Source organism: Novilysobacter selenitireducens, from assembly GCF_020026895.1.
GTDB lineage: Bacteria > Pseudomonadota > Gammaproteobacteria > Xanthomonadales > Xanthomonadaceae > Lysobacter_C > Lysobacter_C selenitireducens.
The window spans coordinates 26,196-50,901 of record NZ_JAINZW010000007.1; the positions used below are offsets into that span (position 1 = coordinate 26,196).

Annotated in this window: 19 protein-coding genes; 13 read left to right on the top strand and 6 right to left on the bottom strand. The window is 70.4% G+C overall.

Features of this window, described 5'->3' with window-relative positions; translation table 11 throughout:
- Positions 1-279 precede the first annotated feature (279 nt).
- The 5 genes from K6753_RS13155 to K6753_RS13175 all read left to right on the top strand — a co-directional run bounded on the left by K6753_RS13155 (position 280) and on the right by K6753_RS13175 (position 4,308).
- A complete protein-coding gene (locus K6753_RS13155) occupies positions 280-570 on the top strand; it encodes an STAS domain-containing protein (RefSeq protein ID WP_223676925.1) in 291 nt (96 codons plus the stop codon).
- Positions 571-682: 112 nt separating this feature from the next.
- Positions 683-1,048 carry a response regulator gene (locus K6753_RS13160; protein ID WP_223676926.1) on the top strand — a complete coding sequence of 122 codons (366 nt, stop codon included), beginning with the start codon at positions 683-685 and terminating at the stop codon, positions 1,046-1,048.
- A 13-nt stretch (positions 1,049-1,061) separates the two neighbouring features.
- Entirely contained in the window at positions 1,062-3,041 is a 1,980-nt protein-coding gene (locus K6753_RS13165) for a chemotaxis protein CheA (RefSeq protein ID WP_223676927.1), read from the top strand.
- A gap of 30 nt (positions 3,042-3,071) precedes the next feature.
- The gene (locus K6753_RS13170) at positions 3,072-3,572 is read left to right on the top strand and encodes a chemotaxis protein CheW (RefSeq protein ID WP_223676928.1); all 501 of its coding nucleotides are present in this window, start codon (positions 3,072-3,074) and stop codon (positions 3,570-3,572) included.
- A gap of 241 nt (positions 3,573-3,813) precedes the next feature.
- Entirely contained in the window at positions 3,814-4,308 is a 495-nt protein-coding gene (locus tag K6753_RS13175) for a hypothetical protein (RefSeq protein ID WP_223676929.1), read from the top strand.
- A 147-nt stretch (positions 4,309-4,455) separates the two neighbouring features.
- On the opposite strand, the gene K6753_RS13180 is transcribed toward K6753_RS13175, so the two are convergent.
- A complete protein-coding gene (locus K6753_RS13180; RefSeq protein ID WP_223676930.1) occupies positions 4,456-4,761 on the bottom strand; it encodes an energy transducer TonB in 306 nt (101 codons plus the stop codon).
- A gap of 336 nt (positions 4,762-5,097) precedes the next feature.
- Here K6753_RS13180 and K6753_RS14800 point away from each other — a divergent pair, with 336 nt between their 5' ends.
- From K6753_RS14800 to K6753_RS13215, 7 genes are all read left to right on the top strand, one after another.
- Complete coding sequence (locus tag K6753_RS14800) at positions 5,098-7,779, top strand: methyl-accepting chemotaxis protein (RefSeq protein ID WP_223676931.1); 2,682 nt, start codon at positions 5,098-5,100, stop codon at positions 7,777-7,779.
- A 175-nt stretch (positions 7,780-7,954) separates the two neighbouring features.
- Entirely contained in the window at positions 7,955-10,126 is a 2,172-nt protein-coding gene (locus K6753_RS13190) for a putative bifunctional diguanylate cyclase/phosphodiesterase (RefSeq protein ID WP_223676932.1), read from the top strand.
- Positions 10,119-11,000 (top strand): CheR family methyltransferase, encoded by an 882-nt coding sequence (locus tag K6753_RS13195; protein ID WP_223676933.1) that lies wholly within the window; start codon positions 10,119-10,121, stop codon positions 10,998-11,000. The genes K6753_RS13190 and K6753_RS13195 overlap by 8 nt, the downstream gene beginning before the upstream one ends.
- Before the next feature lie 29 nt (positions 11,001-11,029).
- The gene (gene cheD, locus K6753_RS13200; RefSeq protein WP_223676994.1) at positions 11,030-11,650 is read left to right on the top strand and encodes a chemoreceptor glutamine deamidase CheD; all 621 of its coding nucleotides are present in this window, start codon (positions 11,030-11,032) and stop codon (positions 11,648-11,650) included.
- Positions 11,650-12,744 (top strand): protein-glutamate methylesterase/protein-glutamine glutaminase, encoded by a 1,095-nt coding sequence (locus K6753_RS13205; RefSeq protein WP_223676934.1) that lies wholly within the window; start codon positions 11,650-11,652, stop codon positions 12,742-12,744. Before cheD ends, K6753_RS13205 begins: the two co-directional genes overlap by 1 nt.
- Positions 12,745-12,969: 225 nt before the next feature.
- Positions 12,970-14,136, top strand: coding sequence for a methyl-accepting chemotaxis protein (locus tag K6753_RS13210; RefSeq protein WP_223676935.1), 1,167 nt, complete (start codon positions 12,970-12,972; stop codon positions 14,134-14,136).
- Between the two features lie 107 nt (positions 14,137-14,243).
- Positions 14,244-15,536, top strand: a complete 1,293-nt coding sequence (locus K6753_RS13215; protein ID WP_223676936.1) for a sensor histidine kinase — start codon at positions 14,244-14,246, stop codon at positions 15,534-15,536.
- Between the two features lie 89 nt (positions 15,537-15,625).
- Here the strand turns inward: K6753_RS13215 and K6753_RS13220 are convergent, their stop codons facing one another.
- The 5 genes from K6753_RS13220 to K6753_RS13240 all read right to left on the bottom strand — a co-directional run bounded on the left by K6753_RS13220 (position 15,626) and on the right by K6753_RS13240 (position 23,309).
- A complete protein-coding gene (locus tag K6753_RS13220; RefSeq protein WP_223676937.1) occupies positions 15,626-16,453 on the bottom strand; it encodes a class I SAM-dependent methyltransferase in 828 nt (275 codons plus the stop codon).
- A complete protein-coding gene (locus K6753_RS13225) occupies positions 16,450-17,280 on the bottom strand; it encodes a TrmH family RNA methyltransferase (protein ID WP_223676938.1) in 831 nt (276 codons plus the stop codon). The genes K6753_RS13220 and K6753_RS13225 overlap by 4 nt, the downstream gene beginning before the upstream one ends.
- A 10-nt stretch (positions 17,281-17,290) precedes the next feature.
- Positions 17,291-18,775, bottom strand: coding sequence for an alanine/glycine:cation symporter family protein (locus K6753_RS13230; RefSeq protein WP_223676939.1), 1,485 nt, complete (start codon positions 18,773-18,775; stop codon positions 17,291-17,293).
- Between the two features lie 172 nt (positions 18,776-18,947).
- The gene (locus K6753_RS13235; protein ID WP_223676940.1) at positions 18,948-22,073 is read right to left on the bottom strand and encodes an efflux RND transporter permease subunit; all 3,126 of its coding nucleotides are present in this window, start codon (positions 22,071-22,073) and stop codon (positions 18,948-18,950) included.
- A gap of 3 nt (positions 22,074-22,076) precedes the next feature.
- Positions 22,077-23,309, bottom strand: coding sequence for an efflux RND transporter periplasmic adaptor subunit (locus K6753_RS13240; RefSeq protein ID WP_223676941.1), 1,233 nt, complete (start codon positions 23,307-23,309; stop codon positions 22,077-22,079).
- 295 nt (positions 23,310-23,604) lie between these two features.
- Here K6753_RS13240 and cysK point away from each other — a divergent pair, with 295 nt between their 5' ends.
- Positions 23,605-24,561 (top strand): cysteine synthase A, encoded by a 957-nt coding sequence (gene cysK / locus K6753_RS13245; RefSeq protein ID WP_223676942.1) that lies wholly within the window; start codon positions 23,605-23,607, stop codon positions 24,559-24,561.
- The last annotated feature ends 145 nt before the right edge of the window (positions 24,562-24,706 follow it).

Sequence of the window (24,706 nt, forward strand, 5' to 3'; positions counted from 1 at the left end):
CTCCCCCTGCTTGCAGGGGGGCGAAGAGCCCTGCTTGCGAGCCACTGGCTCGCAGGGCGAGGAGCGCCGACGGGCTGTGCCCGTCGGCCGGACGGTTGGGAGGGGGTTGCGGCGCGACAGCGCCGCCCGCCCTGACGCCGCTCCAATAGCACCCCTCCCCAACCCTCCCCTGCTCTGCAGGGGAGGGAGCAAACAGCCACCCAAGGCGGGTCACCCAAAGCCCTCAAGTCCCCGCCACCGGCGCCGATAACCTTTTCGAACCCCCGACGGCGCACGCCCATGACCCCGCTGGCCCTGCAATCGGATCTCGGCATCGAACACGTGGCAGCCCTGCACGCCACCCTGCTGCCGCACCTGGACGACGAGGACGCGATCGAGCTGGTCGGCGACCGGGTCGGCCGCGTGCACGCGGCCGGGCTGCAGTTGCTGCACGCCTTCGTGCGCGACCGCGCCCACGCCGGGCGCCAGACCGCCGTCACCCTCGCCTCCCCGGCCCTGGCCGACGCCGCACGCGCACTCGCGCTGGCCGTCAGCCTCGGCGTGGACGCGCCGGCCGCCGCGCAGGACTGATGCGCGCCGCCGGCACCGCTTCCCACACCCCCGCTCAGCGCCGCATGCCGGCACTGGGGCAGACCCGCGCGCGCCGACACGGCACGCGCCGCAATTCCGATGGAGACCGCTCGTGAGTGCCCAACTGCTGATCGTCGACGATTCCACCTCCATGCGGCAGATGGTCGCCTTCGCGCTGTCCTCGGGCGGCTACAACGTGCGCGAGGCCGAGGACGGCCAGGCCGCGCTGGACATCGCCAGGACCGCGAAGTTCGACGCCGTGGTCACCGACGTCAACATGCCGCGCATGGACGGCATCGAGCTGATCCGCCAGCTGCGCACGCTGCCCGACTACAAGTTCACCCCGCTGCTGATGCTCACCACCGAATCCGGTGGCGACAAGAAGCAGGAAGGCCGCGCCGCCGGCGCCACCGGCTGGCTGGTCAAGCCGTTCGACCCCGACCAGCTGCTGGCCACGGTACGCAAGGTCCTGGGCTGAGGCCGCGCCCGCGATGGATATCACCCAGTTCCACGCCGCGTTCTTCGAGGAAAGCCGTGAAGGGCTGGACGCGATGGAAGCCGGCCTGCTGGGGCTGGAGGAATCCGGCCGCGCCGACGCCGAGACGGTCAACACCATCTTCCGCGCCGCGCACTCCATCAAGGGCGGTGCGGCGACGTTCGGCTTCGGCGCCGTCACCGACCTGACCCACGTCCTGGAAACGCTGCTCGACCAGGCCCGCAGTGGCGGGCGCGTGCTCGACCGCGAGGCCACCGGTGCGCTGCTGGCGTCGGTCGACGTGCTGCGCGACCTGCTGGCGGTCTACGAACAGGGCGGCCCCGACATCGAGGGCCGTATCGATCACGCAGCGCTCGCGCAGGCGCGCGCCGGCCTGGACCGGATGCTGGCAGGAGCCGCTGGCGCTGCGACCACCTCGAACACGGCGCAGGCCGCGGCCGACACCGGCCCCGACCACTGGCGCATCGCCTTCCACCCGCTGCCCTCGTTGTTCATGAGCGGCAACGACCCGCTGCGCATCCTGCGCGAGCTGGCCGGGCTGGGCGAGATGACGGTGGAGTGCCACGACCGCGAGCTGCCGGCGTTCGCCTCGCTCGATCCGCACGAGGCGCACCTGGGCTGGACGCTGACGCTGCCGGGCACGGTCAAGCGCGGCGACATCGACGAGGCGTTCGCGTGGGTCGAGGACCAGTGCGAGCTTGAGATCGAAGCCGTCGCCAAGGTCGAAGCCGCACCGGTCGAGGCTGCCGCCAACACCAGTGCGCCCGCCGCCAACGCAGCCGCGCGTGGCGGCAATGACGCCGACACCTCCATCCGCGTGGCGGTCAACAAGGTCGACGCGCTGATCAACCTGGTCGGCGAGCTGGTCATCACCCAGGCGATGCTGCGCCAGCGCGCGCAATCGCTCGACCCGGTCGCCAACGAAGCCCTGCTGTCGGGGCTGGAGCAGCTGGACCGCAACACCCGCGACCTGCAGGAAGCGGTGATGGGCGTGCGCATGCTGCCCGTCGAGTTCGCCTTCAGCCGCTTCCCGCGCATGGTGCGCGACGTCGCCTCGCGCCTGAACAAGAAGGTGCGCCTGAAGACCTCGGGTGAAGCCACCGAGCTGGACAAGGGCGTGATCGAGAAGATCGTCGACCCGCTGGTGCACCTGATGCGCAACGCGATCGACCACGGGCTGGAGTCGCCGGAGGAACGGCGCGCCGCGGGCAAGGACGAGACCGGCACCATCAGCATGAGCGCCGCCCACCAGGGGGGGCACATCATCATCGAGGTCGGCGACGACGGCCGCGGCCTGGACCGCGAGCGCATCCTGCGCAAGGCCGCCGAACGCAACCTGCCGGTGCCCGACGAACCCACCGACGCGCAGGTGTGGGACCTGGTGTTCCACCCCGGCTTCTCCACCGCCGATGCGCTGACCGACCTGTCCGGCCGCGGCGTCGGCATGGACGTGGTCAAGAGCAACATCGTCGCGCTGGGCGGCAACGTCGAGATCCGCAGCGCGCGCGGCCAGGGCAGCACGATTTCCATCCGTTTGCCGCTGACGCTCGCGATCATGGACGGCATGTCCGTGGCCGTCGGCGACGAGGTTTTCATCATCCCGCTCAACATGGTCGTGGAGTCGCTGCAGCCCGGCGCCGGCGACGTGCGCACGGTGACCAACGAGGGCCGCGTGCTGCGCGTGCGCGACGAGTTCCTGCCGCTGCTCAACCTGGCCGCCACCTACGGCCTGCCCGCGCCGCGCCGCGACGACACCCCACCCATTGCGGTGGTGGTGGAGTGCGACGGCCGCAAGCTGGCGCTGGAGGTCGACGAGCTGGTCGGCCAGCAGCAGGTCGTGGTCAAGAACCTTGAAGCCAACTACCGCCGCATCGACGGCGTCTCCGGTGCCACGATCCTGGGCGACGGCCGCGTCGCGCTGATCGTCGACGCCGGCGGCCTGGGCCAGGCCGCGCGCCTGCCCGCCGCCGCCTGACACGCCAACACCGTTTACGAAGGACCCGTCATGAGCACCGCCACCACCAAGAACGACGCCAACGCCGCCGACGCCGTGGTCGAGGAGTACCTGACCTTCACCCTGGCGGACGAGGAGTACGGCGTCGACATCCTGAAAGTGCAGGAGATCCGCGGCTACGACGCGGTCACCCGCCTGCCCGACGCGCCGGACTTCATCAAGGGCGTGGTCAACCTGCGCGGCACCATCGTCCCGGTGGTCGACCTGCGCCTGAAGTTCAAGATGAAGGACGTCGGCTACGGCCCGACCACCGTGATGATCGTGCTCAACGTCGCCGATCGGGTCGTCGGCATGGTGGTGGACGCGGTGTCCGACGTGATCCGCCTCACCCCCGACCAGGTCCGCCCCGTCCCGGAGATCGTCTGCACCATCGACCGCAAGTTCCTCACCGGGATCGGCACGGCCGAGGACCGCATGCTGGTGCTGCTGGACATCGAGCACCTGATGACCAGCGCCGAGATGGGCCTGGTGGCCGAGGCGCTGGCGGCGTAAGACGCGCACCACGATTCGCGCGAACAGAGAGGCCCGCATCACGCGGGCCTTTTCGTTACACCGTAGCCCGGGTAAGGCCACCGGCCGCACCCGGGATTGCCGCGAGGTGATGCATGACAACCCCGGGTGCGCTGCGCTTACCCGGGCTACGCTGGCTGGCTTACCCCGGCTACGGCACTCTTGCGGTGGCGCGCAGGACGTGACCCCCACCCCGATTGTTGAACTAGACAAGGAGCGTTAAATGACATTCGCAAACGAATTCGTGTCCGAGGACGACATAACCAAGTACGGGCTTGATGAACTCCTATCAGAGTTCAATTCGTTTGGATGGAAGCATGGGCGTCCTGCTGGCTTCAGGCACACGTGGACTGTTGATAGATCCAGAAATGCGCTTCTAGTACACGTCAAACAGCAGCAAGTTGTCGGCCCCAGCGGCAGGAACGAGCCAGGGGCAGAGCACATCTTTGCCTTTGTTGTGGACGGCGTGCGATGGCTTATCCGCGTCGACAAGACCGGCACTTCGTCATCCATCCGCGAAAACCCGTTCTTCGTCAGATACAAGCTCTTGGAGATCTCGGGCGCGGACGGTGCCGCCGACGGACGGCCTACGGTGCTGTCGATGCTCAAGGAGGCGCTAACAACATATGGCTTCTGGAGCGCGTGGAAGCAGGTCGAGAACACTATCGTCGAGTTTTCTTCCTGGGAGATACCGGGGTCAGGTTCACTTCCTGTCTGACTTCGTAGTCACCGGGAACTCTAGCGGCGACCATCAGCCGAGAAGCGATGGGTAACACTCCGCTCAACCCCTCCTACGGCTTGCTCCAGCGCAAAAAAAACCGCGCCCGGAGGCGCGGTTCACTGAAGTCCCAGGGGAGTGGGTCTGTCAGAGGTTGAAGTCCAGACGCACCTTGCCGCGGCCGCCGCCGGGGGCGAACTGCCACTGCTTGACCGCGCGGACGGCGGCCTGCTCGAAGGTGCGCGAGGGCTTTGCATTCAGTACGGAGACGCTTTCGACCTTGCCGTCGGCGCTGACGGAGAACTCCACCTCGACGAAACCGGTCTTGCCGGCACGAGCCGCCTCGGGCGGGTACTGCGGCTCGACGCGCTTGGTCGGGGTGAGGTCGGCGTGGGCCGGCATCGCAAACGCCATGGCCAGCAACGCGGCGGCGACAACGGACGGACGGGTCATGGACGGCTCCTCATAGGACGGGACAGAAGGCATGCGCCTTGCTCCCCCGGCAACGGCCGCCGCCCGGGTTTCTTGAGCTGTCGGCGTGCCGACCGGGCCGGCGCGCGATGGAATTGCCACGCACGTCACAGGATGGCGCCGCTCTAAACGGTGGATGGCGTTGCCCGCAGCCCGCCGTGACGTTCGATACGCCCCCGCGGCAACGCGCTTGCAGCGGTGCCGCCCATGGCACTGCGCCGGTCGACGCGGCGTGAACCCCGCTAAAGATTTGCCCGCCGCCGCCGATGCACGGTGTGTCGACCCACTCCGGGTCAACCACCCTGCCGAGGCTGTGACATGTCCAACCCCCTTCCCTCCAACCTTCTGGATCGCGCGCTGGCCCCGTCCACGCGCCTGATGGCGCGCCTGCGCTTCGGCCAGAAGGCCATGGTGATCGGTGCCGCCTTCGCCCTGACCTGCGCCGTGCTGGCGGGCATCGTGCTGGTGCGCGCCAACGAGGAGATCGGCCAGGCGCAGATGCAGCTGACCGCCAACGACGGCGTCGCCAAGCTCCACTCGGCGATGCTGGCGATGCAGGCGCACCGGCAGATGGTGACGCGCCTGGCGGCGAAGGACGGCGTGGCCCCGGCCGAGATGGCCACCGCCGCGACGCAGGCCAATGCCGCGTTGGCCGACTTCGGCCGCTGGCAGGCCGAGGAGATCCCCGACGCGCCCGTCGCCGATGCGCTGAAGGCCGCGCAGGCCGCGTGGGCCAAGGCCACCGCCGCCAACGAAGACCTGTTCGCGCAGGCCGAGCTGCACAACGACGCGCTGTTCCACGTGCGCGGGATGATGCGCGAGGTCTCCGAGTACACGGGCCTGACCCAGGCCAACGACCCGGCGGTGTTCTACACCGGCCGCGCCGCCACCGAGTGGCTGCCGTCGCTGGCCGAATACACCACGCAGCAGGGCGCGGTGGCGATCCGCGTGCTGGGCGAAGGCTCGATCTGGGTCGAGGACCGCACCGGCCTTGCGATCTCCAAGAACATGCAGGAGTTCGTGCGCAGCCGCATCGAGCTGGAGCTGGCCAACGCCGAAGCCGCCGACCCGGCGCTGGCAGAGACGCTCGGCGGCCCGGTCCGCCGCGCGCTCGAGGCCATGGACAAGCAGAACGCCGCCATCCAGGAGCACATCCTGGACGCGGACATGATGGAAATGCCGGTGGCGTCGATGGCCGCCCGCGAGAACGCCACCCGCCTGGCGATGGCCGTCGCGCTCGACGGCACGCAGGCAGCCCTGAGCGAAGCCGCCGAGAACGAAATCGGTGCCCTCAAGGCCGAGCGCGCCTCGACGATGCTGATCTGCCTGCTGGTACTGCTGCTGTCGGGCTACCTGTTCCTGGGCTTCAGCCGCAGCACGCGCACCTCGCTGCGTGAGATCCAGAGCGCCGCCGAGTCGCTGGCCGTCGGCCAGTTCCCGGAGAAGGTCCGGGTGAACAGCCGCGACGAACTGCGCGTGATCGCCGACAGCCTGGAGCAGGCCGTAGGCAGCCTGCGTCGGTTCTCCGACGCGCAGGGCCACGTGTTCGAAGCGCACCAGGCCGGCAACGTCAACGAGCGCCTGGACGCCGAGTCCTTCCCGGGTTCGTTCGGTGTCATGGCCGACGAGATCAACACGCTGGTGACCTCGCACATCGACCTGCAGACGCGCGTCATCGAGCTGGTCGACGCCTACGGCCGCGGTGACCTCTCGCAGGACATCGAGCGCCTGCCGGGCGAGAAGGCCCGCATCACCGAGGCCGTGGACGCGGTGAAGTCGCGCATGCTGGACGTCAACGGCGAGATCAAGCGCCTGGTAGACGCGGCGGTGGAAGGCGACTTCAGCCAGCGCGGCAATGCCGACCGCTTCGAGTTCGTCTACCACGACATGGTGCAGGGCCTGAACGCCCTGATGGACAGTGCCGACCGCGGCGTCAGCGAGATCGGCGCGCTTCTGCGCGCGGTGTCCGACGGCGACCTCACCCAGGAAGTCAGCGCCGACCTGCCCGGCCAGTTCGGCGAGCTGGCGGCCAATGCCAACGGCACCGTGCGCCAGCTGGCGACGGTGGTCGGCCAGATCCGCGCCGGCAGCGATTCGATCAACGCCGCCGCCGGCGAGATCGCCTCGGGCAACAACGACCTGTCGCAGCGCACCGAACAGCAGGCGGCCTCGTTGGAGGAAACCGCCTCGTCGATGGAGGAACTCACCTCGACCGTGCGCCAGAACGCCGACAACGCGCGCCAGGCCAACCAGCTGGCGATCGGCGCGGCCGACGTCGCCGAGCAGGGCGGCCAGGTGGTAGGCAAGGTCGTGCAGACGATGAGCGCGATCAACGAGTCCTCGCGCAAGATCAACGACATCATCGGCGTCATCGACGGCATCGCGTTCCAGACCAACATCCTGGCGCTCAACGCCGCGGTCGAGGCCGCACGTGCCGGCGAGCAGGGCCGCGGGTTCGCGGTGGTCGCCGCCGAGGTGCGCTCGCTGGCGCAGCGCTCGGCCAACGCCGCCAAGGAGATCAAGCAGCTCATCACCGACTCGGTCGACAAGGTCGACGACGGCACGCGCCTGGTCGACCAGGCCGGCAAGACGATGGGCGAGATCGTGACCAGCGTGAAGCGCGTCAGCGACATCATCGCCGACATCAGCGCCGCGTCGCAGGAGCAGACCACCGGCATCGAGCAGATCAACCAGGCGATCCTGCAGATGGACGAGGGCACGCAGCAGAACGCCGCGCTGGTCGAGGAGGCCTCCGCCGCCGCGCGCAGCATGGAGCAGCAGTCGGTGCAGCTGGCGCAGATGGTGGCTTCGTTCCACCTGGCCGGTCATGAGGATGGCGACACCAAGGCCACGCCGCGCGCGGCCGGCAACATCGAGGTCAACCACGGCCACCACGGCGCGCGCCATGCACGCACGCCGGCACCGCCGCGTCCGCGTCCGCCGGCCCGCAAGCGCGGCGCCAACGGCGGCGGCAACGAGCAGCACTGGCAGGAGTTCTGAGGCGTGCCGCACTTCGCGTGCGGAGGGTGGGGTCACGGCGCGGGGGTGCCGTGGCCCCGCCCGTTTTCAGACCCGGTTGTTCGATGAACCCCCCACGCGTCCCCCTGTCGCCCTGCGCCGCGCGCGCACGGCCGACTGCCGGTACCGATGACCGACCTTCGATGACCGACCTTTGATGAGCGCCGACGACCTGCCCCCCGACGTCGACACCGATACCGGCACCGCCGGTGGCGCCGAGTTCGACGACCTGATTGCGCTGGCCAGCGACCTGCTCGGCGTGCGCGGTGCGGGCATCGCCGTGGGCCGTGGCGCCCGCGCCCGCTGGATCGCCGCGCTGCGCATGCCGGCGGCCACGGGGCTTGAAGCCGAATTCGCGGCCGTCGATGCCACCGCCGGTGCGCTGCACGTGGCTGCGCTGGAGGCCGGCGCGAACGCGGCGCCGGGCTCGTCGCTCGCCGGCATCGCCTTGTCCGACCACACCGGCCAACCGCTGGGCACGTTGTGCGTGGTCGGAGATGCGCTGCCCCCGGCCGACACGCTGGAGCGCGGGCTGCGCCGCCTGGGCCGGCTTGCGACGCGCCTGCTGGAGCGCCACCAGCTGCAACGCCGCAACCGCATCGCTTCGCAGATCATGCAGGCCGACTTCAGCGCCGTGGTCGTGACCGACGACGACGGCCGCATCGCGTTCGCCAACCGCGCCGCGCAGCGGATGTTTGGCCGCGGCGCGCGCGCCATGCGCGGCATGCCGCTGGACGTGCTCTTCCCGGCGCACCTGCAACCCGACGCCGGCATCGCGGCGCGGTTCCTGCAGTCGCACGCCGATGCGAGCGCTGCGGCCATCGAATCCGTGCACCTGCGCATCCCGGGTGCCGACGACACCTACCGCACGCTGGAAGCCGCGCGCTGCAGCTGGCGCCTGGCCCGTGGCCAGGGCATCGCGCTGATCCTGCGCGACATCACCGACCGGCTGCAGCAGGAAGACCGCCTGCGCCGCATCGCGCTCTTCGACCCGCTGACCGGGCTGCCCAACCGCAATGGCCTGACCGAGGCGCTGGACCGCCTGCAGGCCGGCGGCGAGTCGCGCATCGGCCTGGCGCTGGTCGACCTGGACCACTTCAAGGCGATCAACGACACGGTCGGCCACGCCATCGGCGACCGCGTGCTGCGCCGCGCTGCCGCACGCCTGCGCCGTGCCCTGCCTGCCGGTGCGATTGCCGCGCGGCTGGGCGGCGACGAATTCGCGCTGGCCTTCTCCGGTCTGGACGTCGAGCAGGCCGGCGTGGCGCTGGCACGCGCCCTGGATGCACTGGCGCGCCCGCTGTTGCTGGACGGCCACCACGTGCACCTGGAGGCGAGCGCCGGGCTGGCGATGAGCCGCCGCGACCACGACGACGAGGCGCTGCACGACCTGCTCGCGCGCGCCGACCTGGCGCTGTACAAGGCCAAGGGCGACGGCCATCGGCAGGTCGCGGTGTTCGAACCGGCCATGCGCGACGAGGTGATCGCCCGCCGCCAGCTCGACCTGGAGTTGCGCCAGGCCTGCGCACGCGGCGAGTTCGAACTGCATTACCAGCCGCAGGTGGACCTGGTGACGGGCCGCACCGTCGGTGCCGAAGCGCTGCTGCGCTGGCGGCATCCGCGTCGCGGGCTGCTGGCCCCCGTGGACTTCATCGATGCGCTGGCCGCCAGCCCGGCCGCGGCCGAGGTCGGCGGCTGGATCCTCCGCCAGGCCTGCGCGGATGCGGCGCGCTGGCCGCAGGTGGACGGCTGCGATGTCGCCATCAGCATCAACCTGTTCCCGGTGCAGGTGAACGACGGCCGCCTGCAGGCCGAGGTCGACCGCGCGCTCAACGACAGCGGACTGGCGCCGCACCGGCTCGAGCTCGAAATCACCGAATCCATCGCCCTGCGGCCCGACGACCATGCCGCACTGGCGCTGGCGGCGTTGCGCGCGCGCGGGATTGGCCTGGCGTTCGACGACTTCGGTACCGGCTTCGCGTCGCTGTCGCTGCTGCAGCGCTTCCCGATCGACCGGGTCAAGATCGACCGCTCGTTCGTGCGCGACATGCTGGCCAACCGCGACGACGCGGCCATCGTGCGTTCGATCGTGCTGATCTCGCGCAACCTGGACCTGCGCGTGGTGGCCGAGGGCGTGGAGCACGACGACCAGGCGCAACTGCTGCGCGGGTTGGGCTGCCATGGCGCGCAAGGGTTCCTGTACGCCCCGGCGCTGGACGCGGCGGCGTTCGACCTGTGGCTGGCGCGCCATTTCCGCAACCCGGCCGATGCGCCGGTCGCCACGCCCGGCATCACGATGCCCGGCGCGCAGGTGCACGACCATGGCTGACGGCCGCGCACCCCGCCACACGGCGACCCGGCACGCACGGGAAGAACGCGACTTCGAGTTCACCGAACGCGACTTCCGCCGCATCGCGCGGCTGATCCACGCGCGCGCCGGCATCCACCTCAACGACCACAAGCGCGACATGGTCTACGGCCGCCTGGCGCGGCGCCTGCGCGTGCACGGCCACACGCGCTTCTGCGACTACCTGGACGCGCTGGAAGCCGACGACGGGCCCGAGTGGCAGGACTTCGTCAATGCGCTGACGACCAACCTGACCTCGTTCTTTCGCGAGGCCTACCACTTCGACATGCTGGTCGAGCACCTGCGCGCCTCCGGCCCGGGGCCGCACACCATCTGGTGCTGCGCCGCCTCCACCGGCGAGGAGCCGTACTCGATCGCGATCGCCGCGTGCGAGGCGTTCGGCACCGACACCCCGCCGGTGCGCATCCTGGCCACCGACATCGACACCGCGGTGCTGGAGACCGCGCGCGAGGGCGTCTACCCGCTCGAGCGCATCGGCCTGCTGTCGCCTGAGCGCAAGCGCGCGTTCTTCCAGCGCGGCAGTGGCCCCAATGCCGACCTGTGCCGGGTGCGCCCGGCGCTGCAACAGATGGTGACGTTCCGCCCGCTCAACCTGCTGGGCGAAGGCTACGGGTTGCGCGGCGGCTTCACCGCGGTGTTCTGCCGCAACGTGATGATCTATTTCGACAAGCCGACGCAGTACCGCGTGCTGCAGCGGATCGTGCCGCTGATGGCGCCAGGTGGCGTGCTGTTCGCCGGGCACTCGGAAAGCTTCACCCACGCGCACGACATCGTCGAGCCGTGCGGGCGCACAACGTACCGCGCGGCCGGCCGCACACGCGGAGGCACGCCGTGAACGCCGTCGTCCGCAGCGTGCGCCGTACGTTGCCGCCGGTGCCCGCCGAGCCGGCCACCTATTACGACAGCGCCATCGATAGCGAGGCGATCAAGCTGCTGCCGGCCGACTACGTGGTCACCGACCGCCCGGTCGCGCTGGTCACGCTGCTGGGTTCGTGCGTCGCCGCCTGCCTGTACGACCCGACGATGGCCGTGGGCGGGATGAACCACTTCATGCTTCCCGACGGCGGCGTCGCCGATGGCGATGCGCGTGCGGTGCCGGCCGGTGGCGACACCGTCAGTGCCCGCTACGGCATGCACGCCATGGAACTGCTGATCAACGACCTGCTCAAGCGCGGCGCGCGCCGGCAGCGGCTTCTGGCCAAGGTGTTCGGCGGCGGCAACGTGCTCAGCGGCTTCCAGACCGACCCCATCGGCACGCGCAACGCGCGCTTCGTGCTGGAGTACCTGCGCGCCGAGCGCATCCCGGTGCTGGCCGAGGACCTGGGCGACATCCACCCGCGCAAGGTGTGCTTCTTCGCCCAGACCGGCCGCGCGCTGGTGCGCCGCCTGCCGGCCACGCGCGAGGCCGAGATCGCCAAGCTCGAGCGCGCCTACTACGGCCAGCTCACCCAGGCGCCCGTCGCCGGCAGCGTGGAGTTGTTCTGATGGCCGCAGTGACGCCCGCCGCACCACGCGGCGCCGCGCCCGTACGCCCCGTGCGCGTGCTCGTAGTCGACGATTCCGCGCTGATCCGCAAGCTGCTGGGCGAGCTGCTGTCGCAGGACCCGGGCATCGTCGTGGTCGGCACCGCGTCGGACCCGTTCATCGCGCGCGAGAAGATCAAGCAGCTCAACCCCGACGTGCTGACGCTGGACGTCGAGATGCCGCGCATGGACGGCCTGACGTTCCTGCAGAACCTGATGCGGCTGCGGCCGATGCCGGTGGTGATGCTGTCGTCGCTGACCGAGCGTGGCGCGCAGGTGACGCTGGACGCGCTGGCGCTGGGCGCGGTCGACTTCGTCGCCAAGCCCAAGCTGGACATCGCTCGGGGGTTGCGCGACTACGCGCAACTGCTGGCGGAAAAAGTGAAGCTGGCCGCGCAGGCGCGCGTGACCGCGATGAGCCCGGTGCCGCAGGACCTGCGCGATGCCTCCGCGCCGCGCGCGATCGGCTACCGCACCACCGACCGGCTGCTGGCCATCGGCGCGTCGGCGGGCGGCACCGAGGCCATCCGCCACGTGCTGGCCTCGATGCCAGCCGACGCGCCCGCCACGGTGATCAGCCAGCACATCCCCGCTGCCTTCAGCACCGCCTTTGCCGAGCGCCTGGACCGGCACAGCCGGATGACGGTGATCGAAGCGACCTGCGACCAGCCGCTGCTGCCGGGCCACGCCTACGTCGCGCCCGGCGGCCGCCACCTGCGCGTGTTCCGCAGCGGCGCGCGCTGGCACTGCCGCCTGGGCGACGACGACCCGGTGCGCGGCCACCGGCCGAGCGTCGACGTGATGTTCGACTCCCTCGCCCGCTGCGCCGGGGCCAACGTCAGCGCTGCGTTGCTGACCGGCATGGGCGACGACGGTGCGCGCGGCCTGCTCGCGCTGCGCCAGGCCGGCGCCCTGACGCTGGCCCAGGACCAGGAAACCAGCGTGATCTGGGGCATGCCCGGCGCCGCGGTGGCGATGGGCGCAGCGCAGTCGGTGGTGCCGCTGTCGGACGTGGCGGAGCGGTTGCTGGCCGAGGTGTCGGCCGCTGGCGGGTGAAACCGCGGCGCAGTGGAATTGTCTCCTCGCGTAGCCACAGTTCCGTCATTCCCGCGAAGGCGGGAATGACTGGAAACGGAGAGTCGACGGAGGCGAGCCAAGTCGTTGAACGACACTCAGTCCCTTCCCGAACCGCGACTTCCATCGCGCCCGTTCACGAAGCTGCATCTAAAGCACGGCCGCGCGGTGCCGTTATCACCCATGAAGTCCCCGACGAGAACTGCGATGGACCCCCGCGTACTGATCCGCCTTGCAGCGCCCCTTGCGCTCACCCTGATCCTCACCATCGCCGAGATCCTCGGTTGGCCGCTGGCCGTCCGCCTCGGCACGATGGCGGCGATGACCCTGGCCTGGTTGGCGTTTGCCTGGAGTGCCTACCGCCCGGCGGAAGCCAATGCGCTGTCGCGCGAGCAGACCCGCCTGCTGGAGGAACTGCGCAACTTCGTCGGTTCGGAAGTGTCCGGCTCCAAGCAGGAGATCGAACGCACCCGCGAGCTGATCCGCGAGTCCGTCGCCAAGCTCGGTTCGAGCTTCGATGCGGTCAACCGCAAGTCGCGCCAGCAGGGTGAGGTCGTCGCCCGCATCATCGACCGCACCGGCGATGACGGCGCGGGCGTGGACGTGCAGCAGTTCGCGCTGCAGGCCAGCCAGAAGATGGAGCAGCTGGTGGAAGCGCTGGAGGCCGTCGCCGGCCAGAGCGGCACCACCGTGACCCACATCGACGCGATGGCCGAGCACCTGGACGGCATCTTCGCGCTGCTGGAAGACGTCAAGTCGATCGCCGACCAGACCAACCTGCTGGCGCTGAACGCCGCCATCGAGGCTGCGCGTGCCGGTGAAGCGGGTCGCGGCTTCGCGGTGGTGGCCGACGAGGTGCGAAACCTGTCGGAGCGCTCGACCGCCTTCAACGAACAGATCCGCAAGCTGGCGCACAGCTCGAAGGAATCCATCGCCAAGGTGCGCGACACCGTCACCACCATGGCCTCGCGCGACCTGGACCGCTCGCGCGGTGCCCGCGCCGAGGCGGCCGCCATGCTGGAGCGCGTGGACGGCATCAACCGCGGCCTGGGCAACGGCATGCGCGAGATCGCCGAGTGCGGCCGCGCGATCGACGGCTCGGTGGCCGAAGCCGTGCGCTCGCTGCAGTTCGAGGACATCGCCACCCAGGCACTGGGCGCGGCCAACCTGCACCTGGAGCGCCTGAGCGCGATCAACCAGGAAGCCACCGCCCTGCACGAACTGCTGCACCGCAGCCACCACGATTCTGAGGTCAAGCAGGCGCTGGGCAAGCTGGTGCAGCGCATCGGCCAGATGCGCAGCGAGTGGGAGCGCCCGCCGCACAAGCCGGTGATGCAGCAGTCGATGGACGCCGGCAGCGTCGAGCTCTTCTGACGCCACCTGAGCGGTTCAGCTTCACAACGACGCCGGTCCATCGACCGGCGTCACTTTTTTCCGCGGCTGTCGTGGACCCTTCACCGCCCACGCGGCAGACTGGCCGCATGACCCCCCGCGTGGCCGACACCGAATCCCGCGCACCCGATGCGCGGTCCGCGCCGTTCCTGGTCGTCGCGATGCTGAGCGTGGTGGCCCTGTGCTTCGGCTGGCAGGCGCTGGCGGCCCCGGTGCTGCAGGCGTCCCTGCCTGCGGCTGCGTTCTGGACGGTCCAGGTCTTCGCCCTGCTGGTGGCCACGGCCACGGCGGTTGCGTTCGCCCGCCAAGCCGCCCGTCCGACCGCCACCGCAGGCCTGATCGAGGCCAGCGAATGCGAGCGCCAGTTGCGCACGCTGGCCGAAGGCCTGCCGCTGGGCGTGCTGCTGGTGGAGGACGGACGCGTGTGCCACGCCAACCCGCTGGCGCTCGACCAGCTTGGCCACGCCGGCCATGGCGCCCGCGACGGGTTCGATGCACGCGCGTTATTCGACGACGGTGCGACCGCAAGCGCCGCACTCGACGTCGACGCGCCGTTCGATGCCTGTGTCCAGTTGCGGCGCGGCGATGGCGCGGTGCTGCGAGCGCAGGTCAGTGCCAGCACGATCATGCTGGGCCGGACGCGCCGCCGAATCCTTTTGCTGGCCGACCTCACCGAGGGCGACCGGCTGGCGGCCGACCTGGCACGCCAACGCGGCGAGCTGCAGGCGATGGGCCACCGGCTGATGACCGTGCAGGAAGACGAGCGGCGCTCGCTGTCGCGCGAACTGCACGACGACATCGGCCAGTCGATCACCGCCATCAAGATGTGCGCGATGGCGCTGGCCGACGAGGACGAAGCGCGGCGGCTGGAGACCATCGGCGAGATCACCGGCATCGCCGACGACACCGTCGCCAAGTTGCGCAACCTGTCGCTGCTGTTGCGTCCGCCGCAGCTCGATGCATTGGGGCTGGAAGCGGCCTTGCGCTGGCAGGCCGGCGCCATGTTCCGCAACGGCCGGCCCAAGGTCGAGCTGGACCTCGATCGCCTGGAATCGCGACCGGCCCACGACGTCGAACAGGCGTGCTTCCGCATCGCGCAGGAAGCGATGACCAACGCCCTGCGCCACGCCGATGCCGGCACGGTGACGCTGCGCCTGCGCAACGGCGACGGCACCCTCAAGCTCGACATCCAGGATGACGGTCGCGGCTTCGACCCGCTGGCCGCGCGCGGGCTGGGGCTGGTCACGATGCGCGAGCGTGCCCAGCAGCTGGGCGGCGATGTCAGGATCGAACCGGCCCCGGACGGCGGCACGCGTGTGCGCGCGCACCTGCCGCTGCGCGCGGCCGGCGATTCGGGAACGTCTGTGGGCGACAGCTACTGAGGCGGGAACCTCAGGCGGGAGGCGCGCTGGTACGCGATTCGCACGGGCGGTCGCAGGCGCTACACGCGCCCGGCGCTGCCGCCGCCGACCTAACGACGCGCCCGCGCCACCCACTGTCCCTGAGGGAGCCCGGCGGCCGCGCCCTGCACGCGCAGCATGGCGGCCTGCGCGAACCCCGCCCCGCGCATCGCCTCCAGCAAGGACCACCCGAAGTGGTGGAAGCACAACACGCCACCGCCCAGCGGGTCGCCGTGGTACTCGGGCTCGCCGTCGTGCACCACCTGTCCGTCGGGCGCGATGCGCGCGATCTGCCGGTGACCGGCCTGACGGTCGTGAAACGGCACCGTCAGCACCAGCACGCCGCCCGGCCGCAGCACGCGCGCGAACTCACGCAACCCGGCGGCGTAATCGGGCACGTGTTCCAGTACGTCGAGGCTGACGACGGCGTCGAGCGTCGCCGAATCGATCCGCAGCGCGGTGATGTCTTGGTGGCGTATCCAAGCCGGCACGCCCTGCCGCCATAGCCATGCGGACAGCCGCAGCCGGCGGCGCGGATCGCGGGCGAACTCGCTGCCATGAAGGGTTCGGACCCGGCCACGTAGCGCGACGAAGAAAGGACTGGCCTGCTCGGTCAGGTAGGTACGCGCGGTGTTTGGGTCAACGAGCGCCGACAGCAGGACGCGTGCCGCCGCACGTTGGCGCGCGTTGCAGCGGCAGCGCGGGCACAGCAAGCCTTCGCGCAGCGCACCGGCGTCGGCCAGCATGAAGTGGCCGGTGTGACCGAAGGCATCGCAGTTTCCATCGACACCACTCGCCGCGAGCGCGGCGTCGATGCAGGGCTGCTCGCCCTGTAGCACCGCTTCGCGGTCGCGCTCCCACTCGGCGGGCGAATGCCAGCCTCCCTCCGGCCCACTCACCGTCGGTTACGCCACGCGGCCAGTAGCACCGCGGTGGCGGCGGCGACGTTGAGGCTTTCCACCGCGCCACTGCCGGGAATCGACACGCGCAGGTCGCAGTCGGCAGCCAGCGTGCGGTCCATGCCTTCGCCTTCCGCGCCCATGACGTAGACCAGCCGCCGCGGCAGCGGGCGTGCGAAGACGTCATCGCCGCCGTCCACCAACGTCGCCGCCAGGCTGAAGCCCGCCGCGCGCAGTGCGTCCATCGACGCCGGGGTGCTGTCCAGCCGCACCAGCGGCACCGCCTCCGCGCCGCCTTCGGCCACGCGCGCAGCGGCGCCGGTCACGTCCAGGCGGGCGTGTTCGGGCAGCAGGATGGCCGCGACGCCGAAGTGCGCGGCCGAGCGCAGGATCGCGCCGAAGTTGTGCGGGTTGCCGACGCCGTCCAGCCAGATCGCCAGTTGCGGACCTTCGGGCAGCGCGTCCAGCCACGCCTGCACGCCGGGCATCGGTTCGCGCAGCACGTCCGCCACCACGCCTTCGTGGTGCTGGCTGGCGGCGAGCTTCTGCAGGTCGCCGTCCTCGACGATGCGGTAGCCGACGCGGTGCGCGGCGCACCAGGCCAGCACTGGCTTGAGATCGGCCACGCGCGCCTGCGACAGGTACAGCTTGCGGATCGCGTCGGGCCGGCGCGCATGGACCGCGCGCACGGCGTTGAGCCCGTGGATGCGGACTTCGCGGCCAGCGCTGCGCACCTCGGCCGGCGCGCTGGGCGAAGGCGGCGCCGGCGCACGCGGGCGCGCCGGTGGCCGGCCGGAACGGTCCCAGGGATTGCGTGGTGCGCTCATGCGGCGTCCGTCAGGGTCGCTCGGACGGCGGCGGCGGCGGCGGTGCGGCCACCTCGCCGGTATCCACGCGGCGCTGCCAGAAGGTGGCGTTGCGGATACCCAGTGCCTCGGGCTCGAACACCGGGTCCAGCCCCGCCTTCTTCTGCCGCTCGTAGTCGCGCAGCGCCTGGAAGGCCGGCTTCTGCAGGATCAGGATGGCGATCAGGTTCAGCCACGCCATCAGGCCCACGCCGATGTCGCCCAGGCCCCACGCCAGCGACGCCGAGCGCACCGAGCCATAGGCCACCGCGGCCATGATGCCGACGCGCAGCGCCAGCGTCAGCCACGGGCGGTGCACCCGGCGGTTGATGTAGGCGATATTCGTTTCGGCCATGTAGTAGTAGGCGACGATCGTGGTGAAAGCGAAGAACAGCAACGCCACTGCCACGAACGGCGCGCCGAAGCCCGGCAGCACCGATTCCACCGACGCCTGCGCGAAGCCCGGTCCGGCCTCGATGCCCGGCAGCGCGTTGACGATCATCGCCCCGTCCGGCCCCTGCACGTTGTACATGCCGGTCGACAGGATCAGGAACGCCGTGGCCGAGCACACCAGCAGCGTGTCGACGTACACCGAGAACGCCTGCACGTAGCCCTGCTTGGCCGGGTGCGTGACCTCGGCGGCCGCCGCAGCGTGCGGGCCAGTGCCCTGCCCGGCCTCGTTGGAGTAGATGCCGCGCTTGACGCCCCATTCGATGGCCAGGCCCAGCACCGCGCCGAAGCCGGCGTTCCAGCCGAACGCGCTGTCGATGATCAGCATGAACATCGCCGGCACGCGGTCGAGGTTCAGCGCCAGGATGCCGATCGCGATCAGCATGTACGCCAGCGCCATGAAGGGCACCGCGATCTGCGCGAAGTGGGCGATGCGCTTGACGCCGCCGAAGATGATGAAGCCCAGTGCCACCACGACCACCGCGGCAGTGATCGCCGGGTTGATGTCCCAGGCATTGGTCATGCCCTGGGCGATCGAGTTGGCCTGCACGCCCGGCAGCAGCAGGCCGGTGGCGATGACCGTGACCAGCGCGAACAGCCACGCGTACCAGCGCACGCCCATGGCTTTTTCGATGTAGTACGCCGGGCCGCCGCGGTACTGGCCGTTGTCGTCCTTTTCCTTGTAGATCTGCGCCAGCGTCGATTCCACATATGCCGTGGATGCGCCCAGGAACGCCACCACCCACATCCAGAACACCGCGCCGGGGCCGCCGAAGGCAATGGCCGTGGCGACGCCGGCGATGTTGCCCGTACCCACCCGCCCTGACAGCGACATCGCGAGCGCCTGGAACGAAGACACGCCGGCCTGCGACGACTGGCCGCGGAAGATCAGGCGGACCATCTCGCCGAAGCCACGCACCTGCAGGAAGCGCGTGCGGATCGAGAAGTACAGGCCGGCACCCAGGCACAGGAAGATCAGTGCCGGGCTCCAGATGATGGCGTTGAGCGAGTTGACCAGGGCTTCCACGTGTCGATGTCCCCCATTGCAGTGCGGATCGGGCTGCACGCACCGCACGGGTGCGCACGCAAGCGGCCACGATACCTGCAATCGGCGCGGGCGACGACGCACGCCAGGCCGCCGCCACCGGACAAGCGCCCGCGCCTACCCGGGCAACACAGGCCGCTTCAGCGCGCGGGCGTCAGGCCAGCCCGCCCGCGTCCGGCGTCTCGGCTTCCAGCTTCTCCAGCTTCTGCGCCACCGCGTTGGGCGAGCGCGTGTACGGCGCGAGCAACGTGTAGAACACCGGCACCACGAACAGCGACAGCAGGGTCGAGAACGCGACGCCGGCGATCACCACCACGCCGATGGTGGCGCGGCTGGCCGAGCCGGGGCCGCCCGCCAGCACCAGCGGCAGCGCACCGGCAATGGTCGCGATCGACGTCATCAGGATCGGGCGCAGGCGCACGCCGGCCGACTCGACAATGGCCTGGTGGACCGACCGCCCTTCGTCGCGCAGCTGGTTGGCGAACTCCACGATCAGGATGCCGTTCTTGGCCGCCAGGCCCACCAGCATCACGATGCCGATCTGGCTGAACAGGTTGAGCGTGCCGCCGGTCACCGCCAGGCCGATCAGCGCGCCGAGCACGCCCAGCGGCACCGTCAGCATGATCACCAGCGGGTGGATGAAGCTCTCGAACTGCGCGGCCAGCACCAGGTACACCACCAGCAGCGCCAGGGTGAAGGTCAGCAGCACCGCGCCGCCGGCCTTCTGGTACTCGCGCGACTCGCCCTTCCAGTCGATCTGCGCGTACTCGGGCAGTTCTTGCTCGACCGTGCTGTTGAGGAACTCCAGCGCCTCGCCCATCGTGTAGCCCGGTGCCAGGCCGGCACTGATGGTGATCGCGCGCAGGCGGTTGAAGCGGTTGAGGCTGCCGGCCTCGGCGAGTTCGGTGAGCGTGACCAGGTTGGACAGCGGGACCAGCGCGCCATCGCGCGAGCGCACCTCGATCGCGGAAAGGTCGGCGGGGCTGGCGCGGCCGTCGCGGCCGGCCTGCACGATGACGTCGTACTCCTCGCCGTCCTGCACGAAGGTCGTGACCTGCCGGCTGCCCATCATCGTTTCCAGCGCGCGGCCGATCTCCGTCACGCTGACGCCCAGGTCGGCGGCGCGCTGGCGGTCGATCTGCACGCGCATCTGCGGACGGGTTTCCTTGTAGTCCGAATCCACCGAGAAGAAGCCTGGGTTGTCTTCCATCCGGGCCATCATCGTGTCGCGCCACTGCGCGATCTCGGCGTACTCGGGGCCGCCGAGCACGATCTGGATCGGCTGGCCGCGGCTGCCGACCAGGCCACCGCCCACACGTGGCTGCGCCTGCACGCCCGTCAGCTGGCCCAGGTCGGCACGCAGCGAGTCGGCGACCTCGGCCGTGCTCTGCTCGCGCTCGTTCCAGTCCTGCAGGAACACGATCACGTTGCCGGTGTGCATTTCCTCGCTGGCGCCCCAGCCACCCGGCGCGCGCGTGTTGTAGCGGCGGATCGCCCTGCCCTCGCCGGCGTGCTGGGCCATGACCCGCTCCACCTGCTGGACCTGGCCGACCGTGTAGTCGAAGCCCGCACCTTCCGGCCCCTGGATCGAGATGAAGAACGCGCCGCGATCTTCTGCAGGCGCCAGTTCCGACGGCACCCACTTCACCAGGCCCCAGGTCGCGGCCACGGCCGCCAGCATCAGCGCGGCGAACAGCCAGTGCCGCTCGACGTTTCGCTCCAGCACGCTCCGATAACGACGCGTCACGCCGTCCAGGCGCGCGTTGACCCAGCGATTGACGCGGGTCGACTTCTCCTCGCTGTGCGGCCGTACCAGCTTCGACGCCATCATCGGCGTCAGCGTCAGTGCAACGAACGCCGACAGCGCCACCGCACCGGCCAGCGCGACCGACAGCTCGCGGAACAGACGGCCGGTGTTGCCTTCCATGAAGCCCACCGGCAGGAACACCGCGACCAGCACGGTGGTGGTGGCGATCACGGCGAACGCGACCTGGCGGGTGCCGCGGCGCGCGGCAACCAGGCGCGGCTCGCCCAGGTCGGCGCGGCGCTGGATGTTCTCGAGCACCACGATGGCGTCGTCCACCACCAGGCCGATCGACAGCACCAGCGCCAGCAGGGTGAGCAGGTTGATCGAGTAGTCGAACAGGTACAGCGGAATGAATGCGGCGATCAGGCAGACCGGCACCGTCAGTGCCGGGATCAACGCGGCGCGCAAGCTGCCCAGGAACAGCCAGATCACGATCAGCACCAGCGCGATCGCCTCGGCCAGCGTCCAGTACACGCGCTCGATCGACGCCTCGATGAACAGCGTGTCGTCGAAGGCCACGAAGATGTCGGTGCCTTCCGGCAGCGTCTTCTGGATCTCCTCGGCCTGCGCACGCGCCGCGCGCGTCACGTCCAGCGCGTTGGCCGTGGACGTCTTGATGATGCCGAGGCCGATGTTGGGCTCGCCGTTGCTCTTGTAGTAGGCGCGGCGCTCGGCCGATGCCAGCTCGACCTGGGCGATGTCGCCGATGCGCACCACGTAGCCGTCGGCGCCGGCGCGGATCGGGATCTGCGCGAAGTCTTGCGGCTCGACGTAGTCGCGCGCCACGCGCAGTGTGAAATCACGGTTTTCCGACTCGATGCGGCCGGCCGGCAACTCGACGTTCTCGGCGCGCAGGGCAGCCTCGACGTCGCTGGCGGTGATGCCGCGCGCGGCCATCGCCGCACTGTCGAGCCAGATGCGCATGGCGTAGCGCTGCTGGCCGCCGATCTGCACGCGCGCCACGCCGTCCAGGCTGGACAGGCGATCGACGATGTAGCGCTCGGCGTAATCGGACAGCTGCAGGCTGTCCATGTTGGTCGAGCTCATGTTGAGCCAGATGACCGTGTCCGAGTCGCTGTCGGCCTTCTCGACTTCGGGCGGATCGGCTTCCTGCGGCAGGCGGTCGGCAATGCCGCTGATGGCATCGCGCACGTCGTTGGCGGCCGCCTCGATGTCGCGTTCCAGCGTGAACTCCAGCGTGACGCCGGCCCGCCCATTGCGGCTGTTGGACTGGATCGTCTCGATGCCCTCGATCCCCGACAGCGCATCCTCCAGCACCTGCGTGATGCGCGTCTCCACTACCGCGGCGGACGCGCCGGGGTAGTTGACGTCCACCGACACGATCGGCGGGTCGATCGCCGGCAGCTCGCGTAGCGTCAGGCGGCTGAACGCCATGACGCCCAGGACGATGAGCAGCAGGCTCATCACCGTGGCGAACACGGGGCGGCGGATGGAGAGGTCGGAGACGTTCATGGATCAGTCCCGGTCGGCGGGTGCGGGCTGCGCGGGCGCCTGCGACGACGGCGCCGCGGCGTCTTCACCACGCGCCTCGTCGCCATTGCTGCCCGCGGCATCGGCCGCTGGCGTCGCCGGAATGGCCCGGCCCGGACCGCTGTCGCGGCCATCGGCCGGGGACACGGCTGCGGGTGCGCGCGGCTCGGCCCGCGAGACGGTGCCCTCCTCGATGCGGTCGCCCGGCCGCAACTTGCCGGTGCCGTCGACCACGATACGGTCGCCCGGGACCAGTCCCTCGGTCACTTCGGCCAGGCCTTCGCGGCGCGCGCCGACCGTCACCGTCGCCTGCGTCACCGTGTCGTCCTCGCCGACGCGCCAGACATAGGAACGGCTGCCGACCTGGACGATGGCGATCTCCGGGATCACCAGCGCCTCGCGCTCGGGCCGGCTGAGCACGATCTGCACCAGCATGCCCGGACGCAGCAGGTTGTCGGGGTTGGCGAAATCGCCGCGCACCGTCACCGCGCGGGTGGCGGGGTCGACCCGCGAATCGATGGTGCTGACCACGCCTTCGAAGGTGCGGGCCGGATAGGCGGCGGTGGTGCCGCGCAGCAACTGGCCCTCGCCCAGCACCGCAAGCGCGGTTTCCGGCACGGGGAAGTCCACGTACACGCGGTCGATGTCGTCGAGCGTGGCGATGGGCGTGCCCGGCGTCACCAGCGCTCCAGGGCTGACCTGGCGAAGACCCAGCACGCCGGAAAAGGGTGCACGCACGACGCGGTCGGCGAGCTGCGCGCGGATCTGCGCCACACGGGCGTTGGCGGCGTCGCGCGCGGCGCGTTGCGCATCCAGCGACGAGCGCGCAATGAGTTGCTGCGACGCCAGCTCCTCCTGGCGGCGGAACAGCTGGGTGGCCTCATTGGCGGCCGTCTGCGCCTCGCGCAATTGCGCCTGCTGGGCCTGGCCGCTCAACGTCACCAGTGGCGCGCCCGCACGGACCCGGTCGCCGCTGTCGAAGTGCACGTCCGTCACCGTCTCGCTGACCTTGGCCGTGACCGTGACCGACTCGCGCGCCGTCACCGTGCCCAGCGCCTGCACCGTGTCGCTCCACGGCCGCATGCGCACCTGCTCGGTCGTCACAGGCACCGCCCGGTCGCCCCCGCCGCCCTGCGCCGCTTCATTGTTGCCACAGGCCGCCAGGGCCAAAGAAAGTACAAGGGCGCCGATGGCACCGAAACGGGAGTGGGGTCGCATGCCTCTCTCTGAACGGGAGTGGTGGGGGGACAGCAAGCGCGGCAGTGTAGCCAAGGGGGTGTAACGCCCGCGTGGGCCAAAGGTTGACAGCCGATCGCGCAAAGCCCGGAGGGGCAATGTCGACGGTGGCATCGCGACAGCCGCGCCGGCCCGGGCGGCCCGGACGCGGCGTGGATACCCGCCTGCGCCCATGGCCCCCGCACGGCCAGCGTGCCGTTCGCCATGCAGGTACGCTGGAGCGGCCGTTCCGGATTCAGACCCCCGCTTCGCTCCCCCTCCCCACGCGAGCCCCGCCATGATCCACGACAGCATCCTCGACACCATCGGCCGCACCCCGGTCGTGCGCCTGCATCGCCTCGCCCCTTCGAACGTGACCCTTTACGCGAAGGTCGAATCGTTCAACCCCGGCGGCTCGGTCAAGGACCGGCTGGCGCTGGCGATCATCCTCGACGCGGAGGCCCGGGGACTGCTCAAACCCGGCGACACCGTGGTGGAAGCCACCTCCGGCAACACCGGCGTCGCGCTGGCGATGGTGTGCGCGGCGCGCGGCTACAAGTTCGTCGCGACGATGAGCGAGACCTTCTCGATCGAACGCCGCAAGCTGATGCGGGCCTACGGCGCGCGCGTCATCCTGACGCCGGCGGCCGAGCGCGGCAGCGGCATGGTCCGCCGCGCCGAGGAACTGGCCAAGCAACACGGCTGGTTCCTCGCCCGGCAGTTCCAGAACCCCGCCAACCCGGCCTACCACCGCAACACGACGGCAGCGGAGATCCTGCAGGACTTCGCCGGCCGCCGGCTAGACCACTTCGTCACCGGCTGGGGCACCGGCGGCACGCTGACCGGCGTGGGCGAGATGCTCAAGCTGGCGCGGCCCGAGGTGCGCATCACCACCAGCGAGCCGGCAGGCGCGGCGCTGCTGTCGGGCAAGGAGTGGCAGCCGCACAAGATCCAGGGCTGGACGCCGGACTTCGTGCCGGACGTGCTCAATCGCGACGTGGCCGACGCGATCGTCGCGATCGACGACACGACCGCGCGCGACACCGCGCGCCGGCTGGCGCAGGAGGAAGGCCTTTTCGTCGGCGTGTCGGCCGGCGCGACCGCCGCGGCCGCACTCGAGGTCGCACGCACTGCCGAGGACGGAGCGGTGATCCTGACGATGCTGCCTGACACCGGCGAGCGCTACCTGAGCACGTTCCTGTTCGAGGACGTCAACGAAGGAAGCGATGACGAGTGGTTGGCAGGGTTGCCGTAGCCCCGCCCGCTCCGTGTAGGAGCGGCTTCAGCCGCGATCAGATCCCCGGTGCCGCGGATCCGCATGTAGGAGCGACGTAAGTCGCGACCCGCGCCGGTGTCCGGAGGTGCGTGGTCGCGACTTACGTCGCTCCTACAACGGCCTG

Bases quoted from the DNA above. Each gene is read 5' to 3' on its own strand.
- K6753_RS13155 (WP_223676925.1), top strand. From the start codon at position 280: ATGACCCCGCTGGCCCTGCAATCGGATCTCGGCATCGAACACGTGGCA.
- K6753_RS13165 (WP_223676927.1), top strand. From the start codon at position 1,062: ATGGATATCACCCAGTTCCACGCCGCGTTCTTCGAGGAAAGCCGTGAA.
- K6753_RS13170 (WP_223676928.1), top strand. From the start codon at position 3,072: ATGAGCACCGCCACCACCAAGAACGACGCCAACGCCGCCGACGCCGTG.
- K6753_RS13175 (WP_223676929.1), top strand. From the start codon at position 3,814: ATGACATTCGCAAACGAATTCGTGTCCGAGGACGACATAACCAAGTAC.
- K6753_RS13180 (WP_223676930.1), bottom strand. From the start codon at position 4,761: ATGACCCGTCCGTCCGTTGTCGCCGCCGCGTTGCTGGCCATGGCGTTT.
- K6753_RS14800 (WP_223676931.1), top strand. From the start codon at position 5,098: ATGTCCAACCCCCTTCCCTCCAACCTTCTGGATCGCGCGCTGGCCCCG.
- K6753_RS13190 (WP_223676932.1), top strand. From the start codon at position 7,955: ATGAGCGCCGACGACCTGCCCCCCGACGTCGACACCGATACCGGCACC.
- K6753_RS13195 (WP_223676933.1), top strand. From the start codon at position 10,119: ATGGCTGACGGCCGCGCACCCCGCCACACGGCGACCCGGCACGCACGG.
- K6753_RS13205 (WP_223676934.1), top strand. From the start codon at position 11,650: ATGGCCGCAGTGACGCCCGCCGCACCACGCGGCGCCGCGCCCGTACGC.
- K6753_RS13210 (WP_223676935.1), top strand. From the start codon at position 12,970: ATGGACCCCCGCGTACTGATCCGCCTTGCAGCGCCCCTTGCGCTCACC.
- K6753_RS13215 (WP_223676936.1), top strand. From the start codon at position 14,244: ATGACCCCCCGCGTGGCCGACACCGAATCCCGCGCACCCGATGCGCGG.
- K6753_RS13225 (WP_223676938.1), bottom strand. From the start codon at position 17,280: ATGAGCGCACCACGCAATCCCTGGGACCGTTCCGGCCGGCCACCGGCG.
- K6753_RS13235 (WP_223676940.1), bottom strand. From the start codon at position 22,073: ATGAACGTCTCCGACCTCTCCATCCGCCGCCCCGTGTTCGCCACGGTG.
- K6753_RS13240 (WP_223676941.1), bottom strand. From the start codon at position 23,309: ATGCGACCCCACTCCCGTTTCGGTGCCATCGGCGCCCTTGTACTTTCT.
- cysK (WP_223676942.1), top strand. From the start codon at position 23,605: ATGATCCACGACAGCATCCTCGACACCATCGGCCGCACCCCGGTCGTG.